Here is a 17,274-nt window from a genome sequence, read left to right as displayed (position 1 = left end):
GTAAAGGGGCGCCATTGTAGTGATTTTGGCTCCCGGGTACAGCCCCGCCGGGGGATTCCGATTGACGCTGCGCTATCACCCCTGGTCATTTTAGGCCAGCAGTGAAACCCCCTTGATCTGGGCAAACAGCTGGCTGCCCTCGCGCACGGCCAGCTGTGCCGCCGACTTGCGGGTGATCCGCGCCAGGATGGCGGTGCCCTCCAGGTCCAGTCGGACCACCATGCGACCACGATCGTGGGACTCCAGGGCGACCACCCGGGCCGGCAGGATATTGAGAATACTGCTCTGCGCGGGCGGGGTCAGTGCCAGGCTGACGTCCCGGGCATGAATTTGCACCCGTACCTGGCTGGTGACCGGCGCATCGATGCGTCCTACCAGCAGTTCGCCGCCGCTGAAGGCGAGCCGGGTGAGGTCGAATTCCGTCTCCTGGGCGATCACGGTCGCCGTGACCGCGACGGCCGCATCCTCCGTGCGTGAAAGCGGCAGCTCCGGCCTTGCCAGCACCTCGTCGAGGGGGCCTTGTGCGATCACTCTGCCGCTATCGAGCAGTAGCAGGTGGTCAGCGATCCGGGTCATCTCCTGGGGGTCGTGGGTGATATAGAGAACCGGCAAGGCGACCTCCCGGTGCAGGCGCTCCAGGTAGGGCAGTATCTCGTTCTTGTGCTGGCGGTCCAGCGCCGCCAGCGGCTCGTCCATCAGCAGGGTACGGGGGCTGCTGAGCAGCGCCCGGCCGATGGCCACCCGTTGTTTCTCACCCCCTGAGAGCTGGGCCGGATACTGTTGCATCAAGGGTCCGAGACCCAGCAGTTCGACCACCGGCGCCAGGGCCTGGCGTTGCTGCGCGGCGGGGGTGCGCTTGAGGCCATAGGCCAGGTTTGCGGCCACCGAGAGGTGGGGGAAGAGCGCACCCTCCTGAAACACGTAACCGAAGCCCCGCTCCTCGGGGGGGACGAAATGACCCGACCGGCTGTCGTGAAGTACCTCATCGCCGATGGCCAGGTAGGCCTCATCCGGGCGCTCCAGCCCCGCCAGGCACCGCAGCAGGCTGGTTTTCCCCGAGCCCGAGCGGCCGAAGAGGGCGGTAACGCCTTTCCCGGGCACCTGGCTGTCGACCAAGAGCTCGAATTCTCCGCGGCGATGGCGGTAACGAAAGTGGATCTGCGCGCTCACGTCCCCAGGCCCCCTGCACCGCGGCGATTCACCCGGTACACCAGCAGCAGCACCGTGAAGGAGAACAGCAGCAGCCCCCCGGAGAGCCAGTGAGCGCGGTCGTAGGCCAGGCTCTCCACATGATCGTAAATGGCGATGGACAACACCTGGGTTTCACCGGGGATGTTGCCGCCGATCATCAATACCACGCCAAACTCACCCAGGGTGTGCGCAAAGCCGAGGGTTATGGCGGTGATGATGCCGGCGCGGGCCATGGGCAGCACCAGCGAAAAAAAGCGGTCCAGGGGGCGGGCCCGCAGGGTGGCCGCCGCCTCGAGCAGACGGGGATCGATGGCGGCGAAGGCGTTCTGCAGCGGCTGCACCACGAAGGGCAGGGAGTAGATGACCGAGCCCACTACCAGCCCGGCGAAACTGAAGGCCAGCTGGGGGCCTCCCAGCCACGCCATCAGCTGGCCGATGGGGCCGTGCGGCCCGAGGGCAATCAGCAGGTAAAAGCCGAGCACCGTCGGTGGCAGTACCAGCGGCAGGGCCACCAGGGTCTCCACCACGGGCTTGAACGCCGCCCGGGTGCGGGCCAGCCACCAGGCCAGGGGCATGCCCAGCAACAGTAGAATCAGGGTGGTGACCGCCGCCAGCTTGAGGGTGATCAGCAGGGCGCTGAGATCTGAGGCATCAAGCACGCTTTCGCTCCGGCGGGGCGTAACCAAAGCGCACCAGCAGCTGCTGAATCGCCGGTGTCGTCAAAAAAAGGTGCAGCTGACGGGCCGCCGGACGGTTACTGAGGAGCACCGCCTGCTGGCGAATCGGCTGGTGCAGGGTATCAGGAATCAGGGTGTAAGCGCCTGTTTGTTTGTCAGCGTGGCGATCGCCGATCAGTTGGGCGTAAGCGACAAGGCCCAGGTCGGCGTTGCCGCTGCTGACAAACTGGTAGGCCTGGGCCACGTTTTCCCCCCGCACCAGCCGGTCCGAGACCTGCTCCCAGAGGTCGAGGGCGTCGAGTGCCTCCTGGGCGGCCCGCCCGTAGGGGGCGAAGCGGGGATTGGCGATTGCCAGGTGCTTAAAACGCCCGGTTTTCAGCCGCATCATCAGGGCGGATTCACCGTGGGCGTTGGGGCCCCAGAGCGCCAGACGGCCCTCGGCGTAGGTGATGCGCGAGCCGGACAGCGCAATGCCGGCTCGCTCCAGTTGTCGCGGCCGTTCGGTGTCGGCGGCCAGGAAAAGATCGAAGGGGGCGCCCTGCAGGATCTGGGCGTAGTGTTTTCCGGTGGCGCCGTAGGTGGCGACCACCGGGTGGCCGTACTCGGCTTCAAAGCGGCTGGCGATGGCGGTAAAAGCGCGCTTGAAGTTGGAGGCTACCGCCACCTGCAGCGGCTCGACCGTGCGGGCGGAGGCACCGAGGCTGCTGACCAGCAACAGCAGCAAGAGGGTGATGCGCATCAGGGCCATGGGGTCAGTGCTCGAAAAGTCGCTCCCCTTGTTGGTCGATCAACGTCCGGGCCTTGCGCAGTGAGTGCTCGATGCATTCGTTGCGGGTGGGAAGAATGTCGGCGCGGATTAAATGGTGTTCGCGCCCGTCCTTACGGATAAACGCGGCGATGCGGAACTGTCCGTCCGCGGGCTGGGGGCAGGGGGTGATTTCGTAGCCGTTGTAAACCTCCGCCTGCTCGGGGGCGGGGGGCGTCTCGGAGGCGCCGCCAAAAAGCTTACGTATCAGGTTCGCTAACATCAGTTTCTCCTTTTGGCGCCTATTGTGGAGCCAAACGGCGCAGGAGGAAAGGGGCAGGGGGTCAAGGGCAGGGGGTCAGGGGCCGGGACGCAGCCGCACCAGGGTGTTGCGGTCGGTGCCGAACCAGATCTCGTTACGTGCAGGGTCGAAGCGCATGCGGCGAATGCCGCCCGCGCCGCTGGCGACGGCCAAAGCCGCGCCGAACCTGCCTTCCTGGGGGTCAAAGGCCACCAGCCGGTTAGGTTCGAATCCGGTCTCTGCGACCCAGATGCGGCCACGGGCGTCCCGGGCCAGACCGTGGGGTTTTGACCCCGGGCCGCCGGGAAGGGGCCACTCGTGAACCCAGCCCTGAGTCGGCTGGTAACGGCCGAGGATGCCGCGGGCAGAGTCGGAGTACCAGATCGCGCCGTCGGCGCCCAAGGTCAGGCGGTGTGGCCGGGCCCCGGGGGCGGGCAGAGCCCCCTCGATCAGCTGCATGCTGCGCGGGCCCAGCGTGGCAATGCGGTTGGTGGTGAACAGCGCCACCCGCGGGTGCCCGCGTCTGTCGATCAGCAGGCCGGAGGGGCGGGCGGCCTCGGTCAGGGGGGCTACAAAACGCAGATTACCGCTGGTCAACTGCAGCCGCCCAACGAGGTTGCTCCCGGGCAGGGTGAACCAGAGGCTGCCCTGCCCATCCAGGGCCAGGGTATGGGGATCCATGGTGGTGAGTGGCAGCGGGTAGGGAGTGATGGCGCCACTGGCCGGATCCAGCCGACCGAGATGGGCGTTGCCGTTGCCCGCGTACCAGATCTGGCCGTCGGAATCGATCGCCAGGTCGTGGGGGCCGCTACCGGGGGGGAGCGGGAAGCGGGAGAAGCGCTCGCTGGCGGGGTCGAACACGCCGAGGAAGTCCCCCCGCTGGGCGCAGAACCAGACGCGGCCGTCGGCCGCTATCACCGGATCCCTCGGCAGGCTGTCGGGCCAGGGCAGTGGCCATTCGCTCAGCGCGGGGGCGGCCGCCAGGTTGGCGCAAACGAGGCTCGCAAACAGCAGGAGCGGCGTCAGCCGACGGCCCATCAGGCAGGGTTCACGGCTGTACCGGGCGCAGGCGCAGAATGCTGCCGCTGTCGGTGGAGAGGTAGAGCCAGCCACGGGCATCCTGGGCCAGCGCCCGAATGCGCTCCTCCAGTGTCTCCAGCAGCCGCTCTTCAGCGACCGCTTCTGCGGCTTCGTTCAGGGTGATTCGGTTGAGGTGCGTGAGCTTAAGGGCGCCGGCAAAGAGGTTGCCCTTCCAGGCCGGAAAAGCATCGCCGGTGTAGAGCAGCAGGCTCCCCGGGGCGATGGAGGGAATATACACCTTCACCGGGTCCTTCATGTCGGGACGGTGGTCGGCTTCGCCAACGTCCACCGGGCCCCAGTACTCCTTGCCCTGGGAGACCACCGGCCAGCCATAATTTTCCCCGCGTTCAATCAGGTTGATCTCATCGCCTCCCCGGGGGCCGTGCTCGATCTCCCAGAGGCGATCGTTTGCGGCGTCATAGGCGATGCCCTGGGGGTTGCGGTGCCCGTAGCTCCAGATTTCGGCCAGGGCGCCTTCCTGGCTTAAAAAGGGGTTGTCATCGGGCATTTCGCCTTCGAGGGTCACCCGCAGCACGGCCCCCGCGTGGGTGGTCAGGTCCTGGCCGTTGGGCCGCTTGCCCCGGTCACCCACGGTGAAGAACAGGTGCCCCTGGCCGTCGAAGGCAATGCGACTGCCGTAGTGGCGGTCGGTGCCGGTGGCCGAGCGGGTGACCACCAGATCCTCCCAGTCTGTCAGTGCTAGGCCGTCCAGGCGTGCCCGGGCCAGGGCGGTGACGCCGCGATCCTCTTGGGGCTTGCTGTAGGTAAAATAGAGCCAGTCCCCGGGGCGGTAGTCCGGCGTCGTCGCCACATCCAGCAGTCCTCCCTGGCCCTTGGCGCGAACCTCGGGAGCACCGGTGATCGCTTGCAGCTGACCGGTATCTACGTTCAGCACCCCAAGCCCCCCATCCCGTTCGGTGAACAGCAGCTGCTGAGGGCCGATGAATACCAGCGACCAGGGAATGCCAAGCCCTGTGGCCAGCGTCTCAACTTCGAAAGGCATCCCCTCGCTGCTGCCCTGGTAAAGGGGCTCAGCCCGGGCCGCGGGGAGCAGGGCGAAGATCAACAGGGTGGCGCTCAGCGCCTGGCGTAGCGGGGGCATGCGGGGCTCCTCTCGTGGGTTAACGGCAGCATAGACCAGGGCACGGGCGGCTAGCGTCCGCACCGGGAGCTGCGGAAGGGACCGCCGATGCGGACCCAGCCTTCACCCGGAGTGGACTGGATACAGAGCAGGCGCCCGTCCAGCTTGCTCTGCCAGAGGTACCAGGGCGCGGGCGCGGCGGCCAGCGGCCCGCAGGGGAGCAAAAGCAGCGCTGCCAGGAAAACTTTTTTCATGCCAACTCCAGCGAAAAACCTGCCCTGTGGACGCCCCGTGGGCGCGATTGGTTCCTCAGGCCTCGTAATCCTGGGTCAGGGACTCCAGGCGTCGGGCGGAGCCGGCCAGCTGACTGCTGGCGCTGGAGGTCTTTTCACAGGAGTCGGCGGTGCGTACCGCCATGTCGCGGATGCCGACGATATTGCGGCTCATCTCCTCGGCCACCCGGGATTGCTCGTCGGCGGCGCTGGCGATCTGGGTGTTCATGTCGCGGATGCTGCCCACCGCCGTGCTGATCCGCTTCAGGGCAGCGTCAGCCTCTTCGCCCTGGCGCACACACTCCTCGGTGCAGGCGCGTCCCTGCTGCATGGCTGATACCGCGTCATCGGTGCCCGCCTGCAATTTACCGATCATGCGGTGGATTTCGTCGGTGGAGCTCTGCACCCGTTGCGCGAGGGCCCTCACTTCCTCGGCCACCACCGCAAAGCCGCGGCCCTGATCGCCGGCCCGGGCCGCCTCGATGGCGGCGTTGAGGGCCAGCAGGTTGGTCTGTTCGGCGACATCGCGAATCACGTCGATGATGGAGCCGATGGCGTTGCTGTCCTGGTGCAGCCCGCGGATGGTCGCTTCGGCGGCGCTGACTTCATCGGCCAGACGGCTGATGCTGGCCTGGGTACGGGCCACGATCTCGGCTCCACCAAGGGCCTCGCGCTGGGCGCCGGCCGCCCCCTCGCTCGCCTCGCGGGTGTGGCCGGCCACCTCCTGCACGCTGGCGGACATCTCGTTCATGGCGGTGGCGACCTGTTCGGTCTCGGCCATCTGGGCCTGCATCTGCTGCTGGGTCTGGGTGCTGAGGCCGTCAAACTGGGTTGCCGAGGCGGCCATCCCGGTGGTGGCTTCCTGGATGCGGCCGATCACTGCCTTGAGGCGCGCGCGCACCATGTTCAGTGACAGCTGCATCTCGCCCAGCGCCCCGACCTGATCCACGGGAATCGGCGTTCGCAGGTCGCCGTTGGCCAGCTTTTGGGTGGCCTCTGCCAGGGATCGCAGTGGCGCGATCACCCGCCGGCGCACCCAGTAGAAACCGAAGCCATAAAGGCCCAGCGCCAGTCCCGCGACCAGGTACTGGGGCAGGGTCCACGCGGGCGAAAGTAGCAGGAGGGCGGCCAGGGCCAAGAGCCACAGGGTTTGCAGCAGTTTGAACTGGGTGCTGATGCGCAGGCGCAGGTCGCGCTGGCGGGGAAGGGAACTGATCTTCTCCCGGTTCATGCGGTTGTAGAGGGCATCGGCGGCCCGCACCTGTTCACTGCTGGGCTTGCTGCGCACCGACTGATAGCCCTGGATCTGGCCCTGCTTGATGACCGGCATCACGAACGCTTCGACCCAGTAGTGGTCGCCGTTCTTGCAGCGGTTCTTGACGATACCTCGCCAGGGACGGCCGGCCTTGACCGTGTCCCAGAGGTCCTGGAATGCAGCCGGGGGCATGTCGGGGTGACGGATCAGGTTGTGGTTTTTGCCCAGCAGCTCCTCTTCCTCGAAACCGCTGATCTCGATGAAGTCCCGGTTCACATAGGTGATGATCCCCTTGAGGTCGGTCATCGAGATAATGCTGTGATCGGGTCGCAGCGGCTGTTCTCGGTTGGTAACGGGCTGGTTGACCTTCATACGACGCTCTCCTGCTCTGGGCGCGACTTGCCCGCGGTGGCTGGCGACAGGCCAGCCCCGGGGGTAGGGACGAAGCGGGTTGGGGTACAGCGGAAAACGAGGTCGACAGGCATCAAGGGCTTCTCCGCTGGGCGGGGCTACTGCGTTCCGTGCCTTCCGGCGCACCTGGGTACAGCCGTTTTTATAGCGTAGAAAAGCCGGGAAAGTATAGATTTAAGTTAAAAAAGGCCTATTAATCAGGGACTTTACTTACGTCTGCGCCCATGGTTGCCCTTAAATGGTGCGCGTTGGATCAGGGGAGAGGGGCTGCCAGTGCGTAGAGGGCGTTAATTTCGTCGGCCCAGATTGACGCGTCCACCGTTTCCAGGATGAGGGGAATGCCGTCGAAGCGCGGGTCCTGCATGATGTAGGCAAAGGCGTCCCAGCCGATGTTGCCGGCCCCGAGGCTGTGGTGGCGATCCACGCGGGAGCCGAAGTCGCTCTTGGCGTCGTTGATATGCATGCCGCGCAGGTAGTCAAAGCCCACCACCCGGTCGAACTCGGCCCAGGTCTGCTCGCAGGCGGCGCGGGTGCGCAGGTCGTAGCCCGCGGCGAAGGCGTGGCAGGTGTCGATACAGACGCCGATCCGGGACTTGTCCTCGACGCGGTGGATAATCTCGGCCAGGTGCTCGAAGCGCCAGCCCAGGTTCGAGCCCTGGCCGGCGGTATTCTCGATCACCGCGGTGACCCCCTCAACCTGCGCCAGGGCCTGGTTGATGGAGTCGGCGATCAGCGCCAGGCAGCGCTGCTCATCGATCTTGCGCAGGTGGCTGCCCGGGTGGAAGTTGAGCAGGGGAAGTCCCAGTTGGGCGCAACGGGCCATCTCGTCGACGAAGGCGGCACGGGACTTGGCCAGTGCCTCGGGATCAGGATGGCCAAGGTTGATCAGGTAGGAGTCGTGCACCAGCACTGCCTCGGGGGCGATGCCGGTCTCGGCCAGGTTGCGTTTGAAGGCCTCGATACCGGCCTCGGTCAGCGGCTTGGCCTGCCACTGGCGCTGATTTTTGGTGAACACGCCAAACGCCCGCGCCCCGATCTGGGCCGCGTTTAAAGGGGCGTTTTCCACCCCGCCGGCGGCGCTGACGTGGGCTCCCACATATTTCACGGTGGCTACCTCTCTACAGAAAATGTTCACCCTACCGCCGCCGGCTGGCTGTGAAAAGGGGCCTTGCCGGCGGGGCGGAGTGAGACCGGACAGGGTCGCTTAGCGGAACACCGACAGCTGCTGGCCAAGCTCCTTGGCAAGCTGTGAGAGCTGCGCGGCGTCCTGCTCGGACTGTTGGGAGTTGGCCAGGGCGGCATCCGCCTTGTGGCGCACGTCGGTCAGGGTCTGCGCCACTTCGTTGGCCACAGCCGATTGCTGCTCCGCCGCGGTGGCGATGCGTGCCGACATGTCGGCGATTCCGGTGACCCGCCCGGCGATGGCATCCAGCGACTCCCCGGCCTGGCCGACCTTTTCCACGGTCGTCTCGCCCTTGCTGCGGCTCTGCTCCATCAGGGCGACCGCGCGCTGGGTGCTGCTTCCGAGGCTGACCACGGTCTGCTCGATCTCCTGGGTGGAGTTCTGGGTGCGCTGAGCGAGCTGTCGCACCTCATCGGCGACCACCGCAAAGCCGCGCCCCTGGTCGCCGGCCCGCGCCGCCTCAATGGCGGCATTGAGGGCCAGCAGGTTGGTCTGCTCGGCGATTTCGTTGATCACCCGGATCACCTGCTGGATCGACTCGCTGTCGCGGTTGACCGCGGTGATCGCCTCACTCGAGTCCTGAATCCGGGCGTTAAGTGCCTCGATCTCGGTGATCACCTCCGCGACCAGACGGGCCCCGGAGCGGGTCTCCTGGTCCACCGAGGCGGCGTTGCTGGCGGCCTCCTGGGCGCTGCGGGCGACCTCCTCGACGGTGGCGGACATCTCTTCGATGGCGGTCGCGATCTGGTCGGTGTGGGCCTGCAGCTCGCGGGCTGCGGCTCCGCTGACCGTCGCCGAGCCGTGCATGCGCCCGGTGGCGGTATCGAGTTCGTTCACCGACTGGCGGAAGCGCTCGATCAGGCGGCGGATGCTGTCGGCCATCTCCTGCACGCCCGAGGCCATCTGGTGGACCTCGTTGCGGGAGTTGGCCTGGACGTTGTCCACCTGCACGCTGACTTCGCCGTCACCGACCCGGCGCAGTTGCGCCACCAGCCGTTGCAGGGGCGCGAGGGTCCGGTTGAGCATCCAGCCCACGACCAGCGCGGCGGCGAGGGCGCCGAGGGCGGAGATGATGACGATCAGGGTGACCACCGCCGAGGACTCTTTCTGGTATTCGCTGACGAAGGAGCCGCCGGCGATCACCAGGTTCCACTGCGGCGCCTTGTGGAAGAACAGGTTCTTGGTCTCGATCCGGCCGTCGGCATGGGACCCGGAATAGGTGAAGGCCCCCTTGTCGGCGGCGAAGAGCTGGTCAAAGGGCTTGGCGCCATCGGGGGTCTCCAGGGCCAGCACGTTGGCGTCCTGGCTCTGGTTCGGGTGGTAGAAGAACTCACCCTGGCTGCCCGCGTCGGCGCGCACCAGGAATACGTAGCCGGTGTCGCCGAAGCGGATCTCGGCGAGCCCTTCGAACAGCAGCCCCATGGCTTCTGTGATGTCGAAGCCGATAGAGAGCGCGCCGACGACTTCGCCTTTAAACACGATCGGTTTGTAAACCGTCATGTAGTAGCGGTCGAACAGCCGGGCCCAGCCGGTGTAGGCTTCGCCGGCCTGCAGCTTCTGGTAGCCCGGATGGGTGCTCTCCAGGCGCTGGCCGATGGCGCGGGAGCCGTCGGCTTTCTCCAGGCTGGTGCTGATGCTGATGAAGTCATCGCCAGCCCGCGAGTAGACGGCGGCGATGGCGCCGGTGCGCTTGGTGAATACATCGGGGATGCTGGAGTTGTTGTTGAGCCGGATGCCCAGGGTGGAGAGGACGGGCACGGCCTGGCCGTTGATATCGGTGGTTCCCCGCTGCTGCTCGATACCGTTGGGGAACATCTTTTCAAAGGAGTCGGCCAGGGAGTTGGCCTGCACCGCGTAGGCGTTGAACTGCTGCTCCATGAGGTCGCGAATGATCTGCACCTGCTTGTCGATCTCCACCTCGGCCTTGTCGAGCAGAATGCCGGACATTCGCTGGTAGGTGACAAAACCGGTGGTGGAGAACACCGCCAGCAGGGTGATCAAAAAGACCAGCGTAATCTGGCGCACAATGCTCAGGCTGTTGAAGCGCATCGCAACCTCTCTCTTTCTTGTTGTTGTTAGACTTTCGTTGAAAACCGGGGGACGTTAAAACATTGACCTGAAGCGCACAATGTAGGGGCCGGGTAAAACAGCGGGAATACGTGATTAATTGATCTATGTCACTGCGGTGGGTTTTCTGTGCGCAGCTCTCCGTGCGTTTGACGCGGTGCAGGTTTTTGAGTGGGGCGCGGCGGCAGGGGTGCGCAGGGAGGCTTCTGCTGTCGGCGCTCCTCCCGACTTGTTGTGCGGTTTTCGATACGCCTGCAACACCGAAGTGATGAGGGGCGGGCTTGATAAAGATCAAGTCGGTCTTTTTTCTCCTCGTCCATATTGCCCCTAAGCAACGCAATCGAATGGGGTTTTTTAAAGTGCTGACGAAACGCTTTTTTGCACCGTTTGAAATATTGTCCACCCCCATCTAGGTTTTAGACAGACCGGACGCAGAAACCGGCGGAACCTGGTCAGGACCCACCGCTATGAGCAGCTCCTTTAACCCAGCCCGGCGTCAGCTTTTCAAAGGTGACCTGGGCGCCCGGCGGCAACCCCAACGCCCGCCCTGGAGTGTCGCTGAAATCGCTTTCACCGACGGTTGTACACGTTGTGGGGACTGCATCAAGGCCTGCCCGACCCAGATTATTCACGCCGGCTCCGGCGGCTATCCCGAACTCGACTTTCAACTGGGTGAGTGCACCTTTTGCGGTGACTGCGCCGGTGCCTGCCCAGAGCCCCTGTTCCGGTCCCGGGAGGCGTCTCCCTGGACCATCCGGGCGCAGGTCGGCGCGGCCTGCGTCACTCTGCGTAACGTGGAGTGCCGCCGGTGCGAGGAGGCCTGCGAGCCCGGCGCAATCCGCTTTACGCCGCGCCTTGGCCGGGCGGCCGAGCCGCAGGTGCAACTTGAAACCTGTACCGGCTGCGGTGCCTGCCTCAGCGTCTGTCCCACCCAAGCCATTTCCATGCAACGTCCTGAAAGGGGAGTGTGACCCTTATGCCAAGCCAGAATGCCCCCGCGGAATTTGACATCACCGGCATGGTGGTGCGCGCACGACCGGAGAAAGTCGCGCGCTTGACCGAACGCCTTCGGGCGCTCAGAGGGGTGGAAGTTCACGCCGCGAGTGAACAGGGAAACCTGGTGGTGACCGTCGAGGAGATCGGCGGCGAGCAACTTGTGATGACCACCATTGAAGCGATCAACAATATGCCCGGCGTAGTGTCGACCTCGCTGGTGTACCACCACCGCGAAGAGCAAGCGCTCTAGCAGGAGAGAACCATGAAGCTGACAAGACGAGACTTTGTAAAGAGCAACGCCGTCGCCGCCACCGCCGCCGCCGCAGGGGTGTCGGTCCCGGCATCGGCCACCAACCTGCTGGCCCGTTCCAGCGAGTCTGAAATCCGTTGGGACAAGGCGCCGTGCCGTTTCTGCGGCACCGGTTGCTCGGTGCTGGTGGGTACTCAGAAGGGGCGGGTGGTGGCGACCCAGGCCGACCCGGATGCGCCGGTTAACAAAGGGCTCAACTGCATCAAGGGCTACTTCCTGTCCAAGATCATGTATGGCCAGGACCGCCTCACCACGCCCCTGCTGCGCATGACCAACGGTGAATACGACAAGAACGGCGAGTTCACCCCCATCAGCTGGGACCAGGCCTTCGACATCATGGCCGAGAAGTTCAAGGCGGCCATCGCCAAGACCCGCAACAGCGACGAGATGCCGCCGGTGGGGATGTTCGGTTCGGGGCAGTGGACCGTCTGGGAGGGGTATGCCGCCTCCAAACTGATGAAAGCGGGGTTCCGCACCAACCACATCGACCCCAACGCCCGTCACTGCATGGCTTCGGCCGTGGGCGGCTTTATGCGCACCTTCGGGATCGACGAGCCCATGGGCTGTTACGACGACCTGGAAAACGCCGACGCCTTCGTGCTCTGGGGCTCGAATATGGCGGAGATGCACCCCATTCTCTGGTCGCGCCTGGCTGACCGGCGCCTGAGCGCCCCCGGCGTGCAGGTGCACGTACTCTCCACCTTCCAGCACCGCAGCTTTGAGCTGGCGGACAACGGTATGATCTTCACTCCGCATACCGACCTGGCAATTCTCAACTACATCGCCAACTACATCATTCAGAACGGCCATGTGAACCAGGACTTCGTCAGCAAGCACGTCAACTTCCGCCGCGGCGACACCGACATCGGTTACGGCCTGCGGCCCGACCATCCCGCCGAGCAGCGCTCCAAGAACCCGGGTAGCGGCGCGTCGACGCCCATGACCTTCGACGAGTACGCCTCCTTTGTCAGCGACTACACCCTGGACAAAGTGTCTGAGTTGAGCGGGGTGCCGCCGCAAAACCTGGAGGCACTGGCCAAGACCTATGCCGACCCGGAGAAGAAGGTGGTCTCCTACTGGACCATGGGCTTCAACCAGCACCAGCGCGGGGTCTGGGCCAACAACCTGGTGTATAACGTACACCTGCTGGCCGGCAAGATCTCCGAGCCCGGCAACGGCCCCTTCTCCCTCACCGGCCAGCCCTCGGCCTGCGGTACCGCCCGGGAGGTGGGCACCTTTGCCCATCGCCTGCCCGCGGACATGGCGGTCGCCAACCCCAAGCATCGCGCCAAGGCGGAGGAGATCTGGAAGTTGCCCGCCGGCACCATACCGGGAAAAGTGGGGTATCACGCGGTGCTGCAGAACCGCATGCTCAAGGATGGCAAGCTCAACGCCTACTGGGTGATGTGCAACAACAACCTGCAGGCGGCCCCCAACATGAACGAAGAGGGGTATCCGGGCTACCGTAATCCGGACAACTTTGTCGTCTGCTCCGACCCTTACCCCACGGTCACCGCCCAGGGGGCCGACCTGGTGCTGCCCACCGCCATGTGGGTGGAAAAAGAGGGCGCTTACGGCAACGCCGAGCGGCGCACCCAGTTCTGGCGCCAGCAGGTGCAGGCGCCGGGGGACGCCAAGTCCGACCTCTGGCAGTTGATGGAGTTCTCCAAGCGCTTCAAGACCGAGGAGGTCTGGTCCGACGCCCTGTTGGAGCAGGCGCCGGAGTACCGCGGCAAGACCCTCTACGAGGTGCTCTACCGCAACGGCAACGTGGACGCGTTCCCGACCAGCGAGGTGAACGAAGACTTCCCCAACAACGAGGCGGAGCACTTCGGCTTCTACGTGCAGAAGGGGCTCTTTGAAGAGTACGCCGCCTTCGGGCGGGGCAAGGCCCACGACCTGGCGCCCTTTGAGATGTACCACCAGGCCCGCGGCCTGCGCTGGCCAGTGGTGGGCGGCAAGGAGACCCTGTGGCGTTTCCGCGAAGGCTACGACCCCTACGTGGAGAAAGGGAGCGAGGTCCAGTTCTACGGCAAGCCGGACAAGAAAGCGGTGATCTTCGCCTTGCCCTATGAGGACCCGGTTGAAATGCCGGATCAGGAGTATGACCTCTGGCTTTCAACCGGACGGGTACTGGAGCACTGGCACACCGGCACCATGACCCGGCGCGTGCCGGAACTCTACCGGGCGGTCCCCGACGCCGTGCTCTACATGCACCCCGAGGACGCCAAGGCGCGCAACCTGCGCCGCGGTCAGGAGGCCCGGATCGTCAGCCGTCGCGGCGAAGTGCTGATGCGGGTCGAGACCCGCGGGCGTAACCGCCCGCCCCAGGGGCTGGTGTTTGCACCCTTCTTTGACGCGGGGCGGCTGGTGAACAAACTGACCCTGGACGCCACCGATCCGCTCTCCAAAGAGACCGACTTCAAGAAGTGCGCGGTCAAGGTGATGAAAGCCTAGGGTTATCGCAACCCGTTTGAGTGAAGCGCGATGAGCGGACAGGGTGACAACGCAGGGAGCCAGAAGGGGCGCAGCCGGCGTCGCTTTCTGAGCGACTCGGCCCGCAGCCTGACGGGGCTCGGTCTGCTGGGACTGGGACTGGGGCTTTACGGTACCCGGGCCCGCTCCCACGCGCCCGAGGCACTGCGACCGCCGGGCGCGCTGGCGGAGGAGGAATTTCTCGGCGCCTGCCTGCGCTGCGGGCTCTGCGTGCGGGACTGCCCCTACGACACCCTCAAGCTCGCCACCCTCACCGACCCGGTGGCCAACGGCACCCCCTATTTCACCGCCCGGGAGGTGCCGTGCGAGATGTGCGACGACATTCCTTGCGTCGCCGCCTGCCCCAGCGGCGCCCTGGCGCCGACCCTGACCGACATCGACGAGGCCCGAATGGGGCTGGCGGTGCTGATCGACCGGGAGACCTGCCTTAACGTGCTCGGTCTGCGCTGCGACGTCTGCTACCGGGTCTGTCCCTTGATCGACGAGGCCATCACCCTGGAGATGGAACACGACAGCCGCACCGGCCACCACGCCCGCTTTATTCCCACGGTCCACTCCGATGCCTGCACCGGGTGCGGCAAGTGCGAGCAGGCCTGCGTGCTCGAGGAGGCGGCGATCAAGGTCGTGCCGCTGCACCTGGCCAAGGGGCAGATCGGCGGCCATTACCGGCTGGGGTGGAAGGAGAAGGAGGCCAACGACGGCGAGTCCCTGATTCCCGACGTGCTCAAACTGCCGGAGCGCAGACCGGAGGGGGGGCAATGATCGCCATGGCCGGTCGTGATGCGATTGAAGCCAAGGGCTGGCTGCGCAGCCACCGCTGGCTGCTCCTGCGGCGCCTGACCCAGGTAGCGGTACTGGGGCTGTTTCTGCTGGGGCCGGTGGGCGGTTTCTGGATTCTCAAGGGCAATCTCAGCGCCAGCGAGCTGCTGCAGACGGTGCCGTTGGCCGACCCCTTCGTCACCTTGCAGAGCCTGGCCGCGGGGCACCCCCTTGAGGCTTCGGCGCTGATCGGCATGGCGCTGGTGAGCGCCTTTTACGCCCTGGTGGGCGGGCGGGTGTTTTGCAGCTGGGTCTGCCCGGTCAACCCGGTCACGGACCTCGCCGCCTGGGCGGGACGGCGCTGGTCCATTCGGCCCCGGCACACGCTGTCCCGGCGGCTGCGGTTCGCCGTGCTGGGGCTGGCCCTGTTGCTGCCGCTGCTGACCGGAATGGTGATCTGGGAACTGGTCAACCCGGTGTCCCAGCTGCACCGGGGGCTGCTGTTCGGGATCGGGGCCGGCTGGCTGCTGGTGATCGCGGTGTTTGTGTTTGACCTGTTCTACGTCCCCCGGGGGTGGTGCGGCCACCTCTGCCCCATGGGGGCCCTGTACGGGCTTATCGGCAGGGCCAGCCTGCTGCGGGTAAAAGCCACCCGGCGTCGAGCCTGTTACGACTGCGGCGATTGCTTCGCGGTGTGCCCTGAGCCCCATGTGATCAAGCCGGCCCTGAAGGGTGAGCGGCGGGGGCAGGGGCCGGTGATTCTCTCCGGCGATTGCACCAATTGCGGGCGCTGCATCGATATTTGTTCCGTAGACGTTTTCGAATTTGGCAGTCGATTTGCTAACCAGATGGAGAAACAATCATGAAGAGAACGACCGTGGTTCTGACCCTGGTCCTGGGCAGCTACTCGGTAGCAAGCCAGAGCTTTGGGGATATCGGCGGCCTGGAGTCTCTACGCGGTTTTAAGGAGCTCGACGCCACCAACGAGGCGCCCCTGATGCACCAGGTGAACAAGGACGAGTTGCTGGTTAAGCGCAATTATGTTCAGCAACCGCCGGTCATTCCCCACGATGTGCGGGGCTACCAGGTGGATCTGCGCGCCAATAAGTGCCTCTCCTGCCACAGCTGGGAACGCTACAAGGAGGCCGGGGCGACCAAGGTCAGCCTCACCCATTTCGAGACCCGTGACGGACACGCGCTGGCCGATATCTCACCGCGCCGCTATTTCTGTCTGCAGTGCCATGTTCCCCAGGCTGAAACCAAGCCGATCGTGAACAACGAGTACCAGTCCACCTCCGACCTGAAGAAGTGACCGGCTTGACGATTTCACCGACTGAAGGGGCAAACGCTCATGGCAAAAGAACGTAAAGGCATGCTCGCTCGCTACTGGACGATGCTGACCAAACCGGCCGGCGTCGCGATGGGCCTGATTCTGATGGGCGGCTTTATCGCGGGGATTATTTTCTGGGGCGGTTTCAATACCGGCCTGGAGATGACCAACAAGGAGGAATTCTGTATCGGTTGTCACGAAATGCGTGACAACGTCTACCAGGAGCTCAAAGAGACCATCCACTACACCAACCGCTCCGGCGTGCGGGCCACCTGCCCGGACTGTCACGTGCCTAAGGAGTGGACCTACAAGATCATTCGCAAGATCGCGGCGTCACGGGAAGTGTGGGGCAAAATCACCGGCAAGATCGACACCCGGGAAAAGTTCCAGGCCCATCGGGGAGAGATGGCGGCCCGGGAATGGAAACGGATGAAGGAGAACGACTCGCGGGAGTGCCGCAACTGCCACAATTACATCTCCATGGACTTCAGCGAACAGAGCAGGCGTGGCTTTGAGCAGCACGAGGAGGCCTTGGGCAGCGGCGGCAAGACCTGTATCGACTGCCACAAGGGCATCGCCCACCAGTTGCCCGACATGGAAGGCGTGGAGGGCTGGGACGGTTGATGCAAAGCACGTTCTCCAAAAAAGCCGCCTGCGGGCGGCTTTTTTATTTCAGGACAAGACAAGGGCATTTGCACCGGAGGCTTGAAGCGTGGCCTGCTGCGCTTCTGTTCAAGAACGCTAGGGGGTTGGAGTTACCAATGGTGGCGCGGCTGCGAAGCTGGGCTTGAAGTTGAACGCCTTGTTAGCATTTTTACTGGGTTGGGGAAACGACATTTATACGTTTTCCTAGATCTTCACTGTAGACAACGACTTCGTATAAATGCCATTTATCCATCTTCTTGTATGCATACACATACGCTTCTGCATCAGATTCAGAACCTGATATGGAATATTGTAATGTGGCCTGACCTTCAGGGCCGCTTGTACTAAGGAACCTACGATTAAGTCCCATCTCCTGAGCTACTCCGCTGCTCAAGCCGCATTTGCGGCGTAATAACCCGGTTTTTGATCATTTCACACCGCCTGCATGCCCGTTTTCCGGCAAGCAGACGGAGCT

The 17,274-nt window shown here is 64.7% G+C and carries 17 protein-coding genes; 7 read left to right on the top strand and 10 right to left on the bottom strand.

Features of this window, described 5'->3' with window-relative positions; all coding sequences use genetic code 11:
- Positions 1–90: 90 nt before the first annotated feature.
- From modC to JGZ97_RS06545, 10 genes are all read right to left on the bottom strand, one after another.
- Positions 91–1,170 (bottom strand): molybdenum ABC transporter ATP-binding protein, encoded by a 1,080-nt coding sequence (modC, locus tag JGZ97_RS06590; protein WP_207061835.1) that lies wholly within the window; start codon positions 1,168–1,170, stop codon positions 91–93.
- A complete protein-coding gene (gene modB, locus JGZ97_RS06585) occupies positions 1,167–1,850 on the bottom strand; it encodes a molybdate ABC transporter permease subunit (protein WP_207061834.1) in 684 nt (227 codons plus the stop codon). Before modB ends, modC begins: the two co-directional genes overlap by 4 nt.
- On the bottom strand, positions 1,843–2,616 hold the full coding sequence (gene modA, locus JGZ97_RS06580) for a molybdate ABC transporter substrate-binding protein (protein ID WP_207061833.1): 774 nt from the start codon (positions 2,614–2,616) through the stop codon (positions 1,843–1,845). Before modA ends, modB begins: the two co-directional genes overlap by 8 nt.
- Positions 2,617–2,620: 4 nt before the next feature.
- A complete protein-coding gene (locus tag JGZ97_RS06575) occupies positions 2,621–2,896 on the bottom strand; it encodes an HlyU family transcriptional regulator (RefSeq protein ID WP_207061832.1) in 276 nt (91 codons plus the stop codon).
- 75 nt (positions 2,897–2,971) lie between these two features.
- Positions 2,972–3,952: a lyase gene (locus tag JGZ97_RS06570; RefSeq protein WP_207061831.1), complete on the bottom strand. Its 981-nt coding sequence runs from the start codon at positions 3,950–3,952 to the stop codon at positions 2,972–2,974.
- A gap of 10 nt (positions 3,953–3,962) precedes the next feature.
- Positions 3,963–5,096 (bottom strand): PQQ-dependent sugar dehydrogenase, encoded by a 1,134-nt coding sequence (locus JGZ97_RS06565; RefSeq protein WP_207061830.1) that lies wholly within the window; start codon positions 5,094–5,096, stop codon positions 3,963–3,965.
- Positions 5,097–5,146: 50 nt separating this feature from the next.
- Complete coding sequence (locus tag JGZ97_RS06560) at positions 5,147–5,329, bottom strand: hypothetical protein (RefSeq protein WP_207061829.1); 183 nt, start codon at positions 5,327–5,329, stop codon at positions 5,147–5,149.
- A gap of 55 nt (positions 5,330–5,384) precedes the next feature.
- Positions 5,385–6,974, bottom strand: a complete 1,590-nt coding sequence (locus JGZ97_RS06555) for a PAS domain-containing methyl-accepting chemotaxis protein (protein ID WP_207061828.1) — start codon at positions 6,972–6,974, stop codon at positions 5,385–5,387.
- A 292-nt stretch (positions 6,975–7,266) separates the two neighbouring features.
- Complete coding sequence (nfo, locus tag JGZ97_RS06550) at positions 7,267–8,118, bottom strand: deoxyribonuclease IV (RefSeq protein WP_207061827.1); 852 nt, start codon at positions 8,116–8,118, stop codon at positions 7,267–7,269.
- Positions 8,119–8,217: 99 nt separating this feature from the next.
- Entirely contained in the window at positions 8,218–10,245 is a 2,028-nt protein-coding gene (locus tag JGZ97_RS06545) for a methyl-accepting chemotaxis protein (RefSeq protein WP_207061826.1), read from the bottom strand.
- A gap of 485 nt (positions 10,246–10,730) precedes the next feature.
- Between JGZ97_RS06545 and napF the strand changes: the two genes are divergently transcribed.
- Genes napF through JGZ97_RS06510 form a run of 7 tightly spaced genes read left to right on the top strand, consistent with a single transcriptional unit; the run spans position 10,731 to position 16,778 of the window.
- On the top strand, positions 10,731–11,234 hold the full coding sequence (gene napF, locus JGZ97_RS06540) for a ferredoxin-type protein NapF (protein ID WP_207061825.1): 504 nt from the start codon (positions 10,731–10,733) through the stop codon (positions 11,232–11,234).
- A 5-nt stretch (positions 11,235–11,239) separates the two neighbouring features.
- On the top strand, positions 11,240–11,509 hold the full coding sequence (locus JGZ97_RS06535) for a chaperone NapD (RefSeq protein ID WP_207061824.1): 270 nt from the start codon (positions 11,240–11,242) through the stop codon (positions 11,507–11,509).
- 12 nt (positions 11,510–11,521) lie between these two features.
- Positions 11,522–14,026: a nitrate reductase catalytic subunit NapA gene (gene napA / locus JGZ97_RS06530; RefSeq protein WP_207061823.1), complete on the top strand. Its 2,505-nt coding sequence runs from the start codon at positions 11,522–11,524 to the stop codon at positions 14,024–14,026.
- A 30-nt stretch (positions 14,027–14,056) separates the two neighbouring features.
- A complete protein-coding gene (gene napG, locus JGZ97_RS06525; RefSeq protein ID WP_207061822.1) occupies positions 14,057–14,827 on the top strand; it encodes a ferredoxin-type protein NapG in 771 nt (256 codons plus the stop codon).
- Positions 14,824–15,690: a quinol dehydrogenase ferredoxin subunit NapH gene (gene napH / locus JGZ97_RS06520; RefSeq protein WP_242521587.1), complete on the top strand. Its 867-nt coding sequence runs from the start codon at positions 14,824–14,826 to the stop codon at positions 15,688–15,690. Before napG ends, napH begins: the two co-directional genes overlap by 4 nt.
- Positions 15,687–16,136 carry a nitrate reductase cytochrome c-type subunit gene (locus JGZ97_RS06515; protein WP_207061821.1) on the top strand — a complete coding sequence of 150 codons (450 nt, stop codon included), beginning with the start codon at positions 15,687–15,689 and terminating at the stop codon, positions 16,134–16,136. The genes napH and JGZ97_RS06515 overlap by 4 nt, the downstream gene beginning before the upstream one ends.
- Positions 16,137–16,175: 39 nt before the next feature.
- Positions 16,176–16,778, top strand: coding sequence for a NapC/NirT family cytochrome c (locus JGZ97_RS06510; RefSeq protein WP_207061820.1), 603 nt, complete (start codon positions 16,176–16,178; stop codon positions 16,776–16,778).
- Positions 16,779–17,274: the final 496 nt, after the last annotated feature.

The sequence above is a fragment of the Motiliproteus sp. SC1-56 genome, from assembly GCF_017309075.1.
Lineage (GTDB): Bacteria > Pseudomonadota > Gammaproteobacteria > Pseudomonadales > Balneatricaceae > Motiliproteus.
Note: the sequence above shows the minus strand (reverse complement) of the source record. Positions and strands in the feature narration are given on the sequence as shown.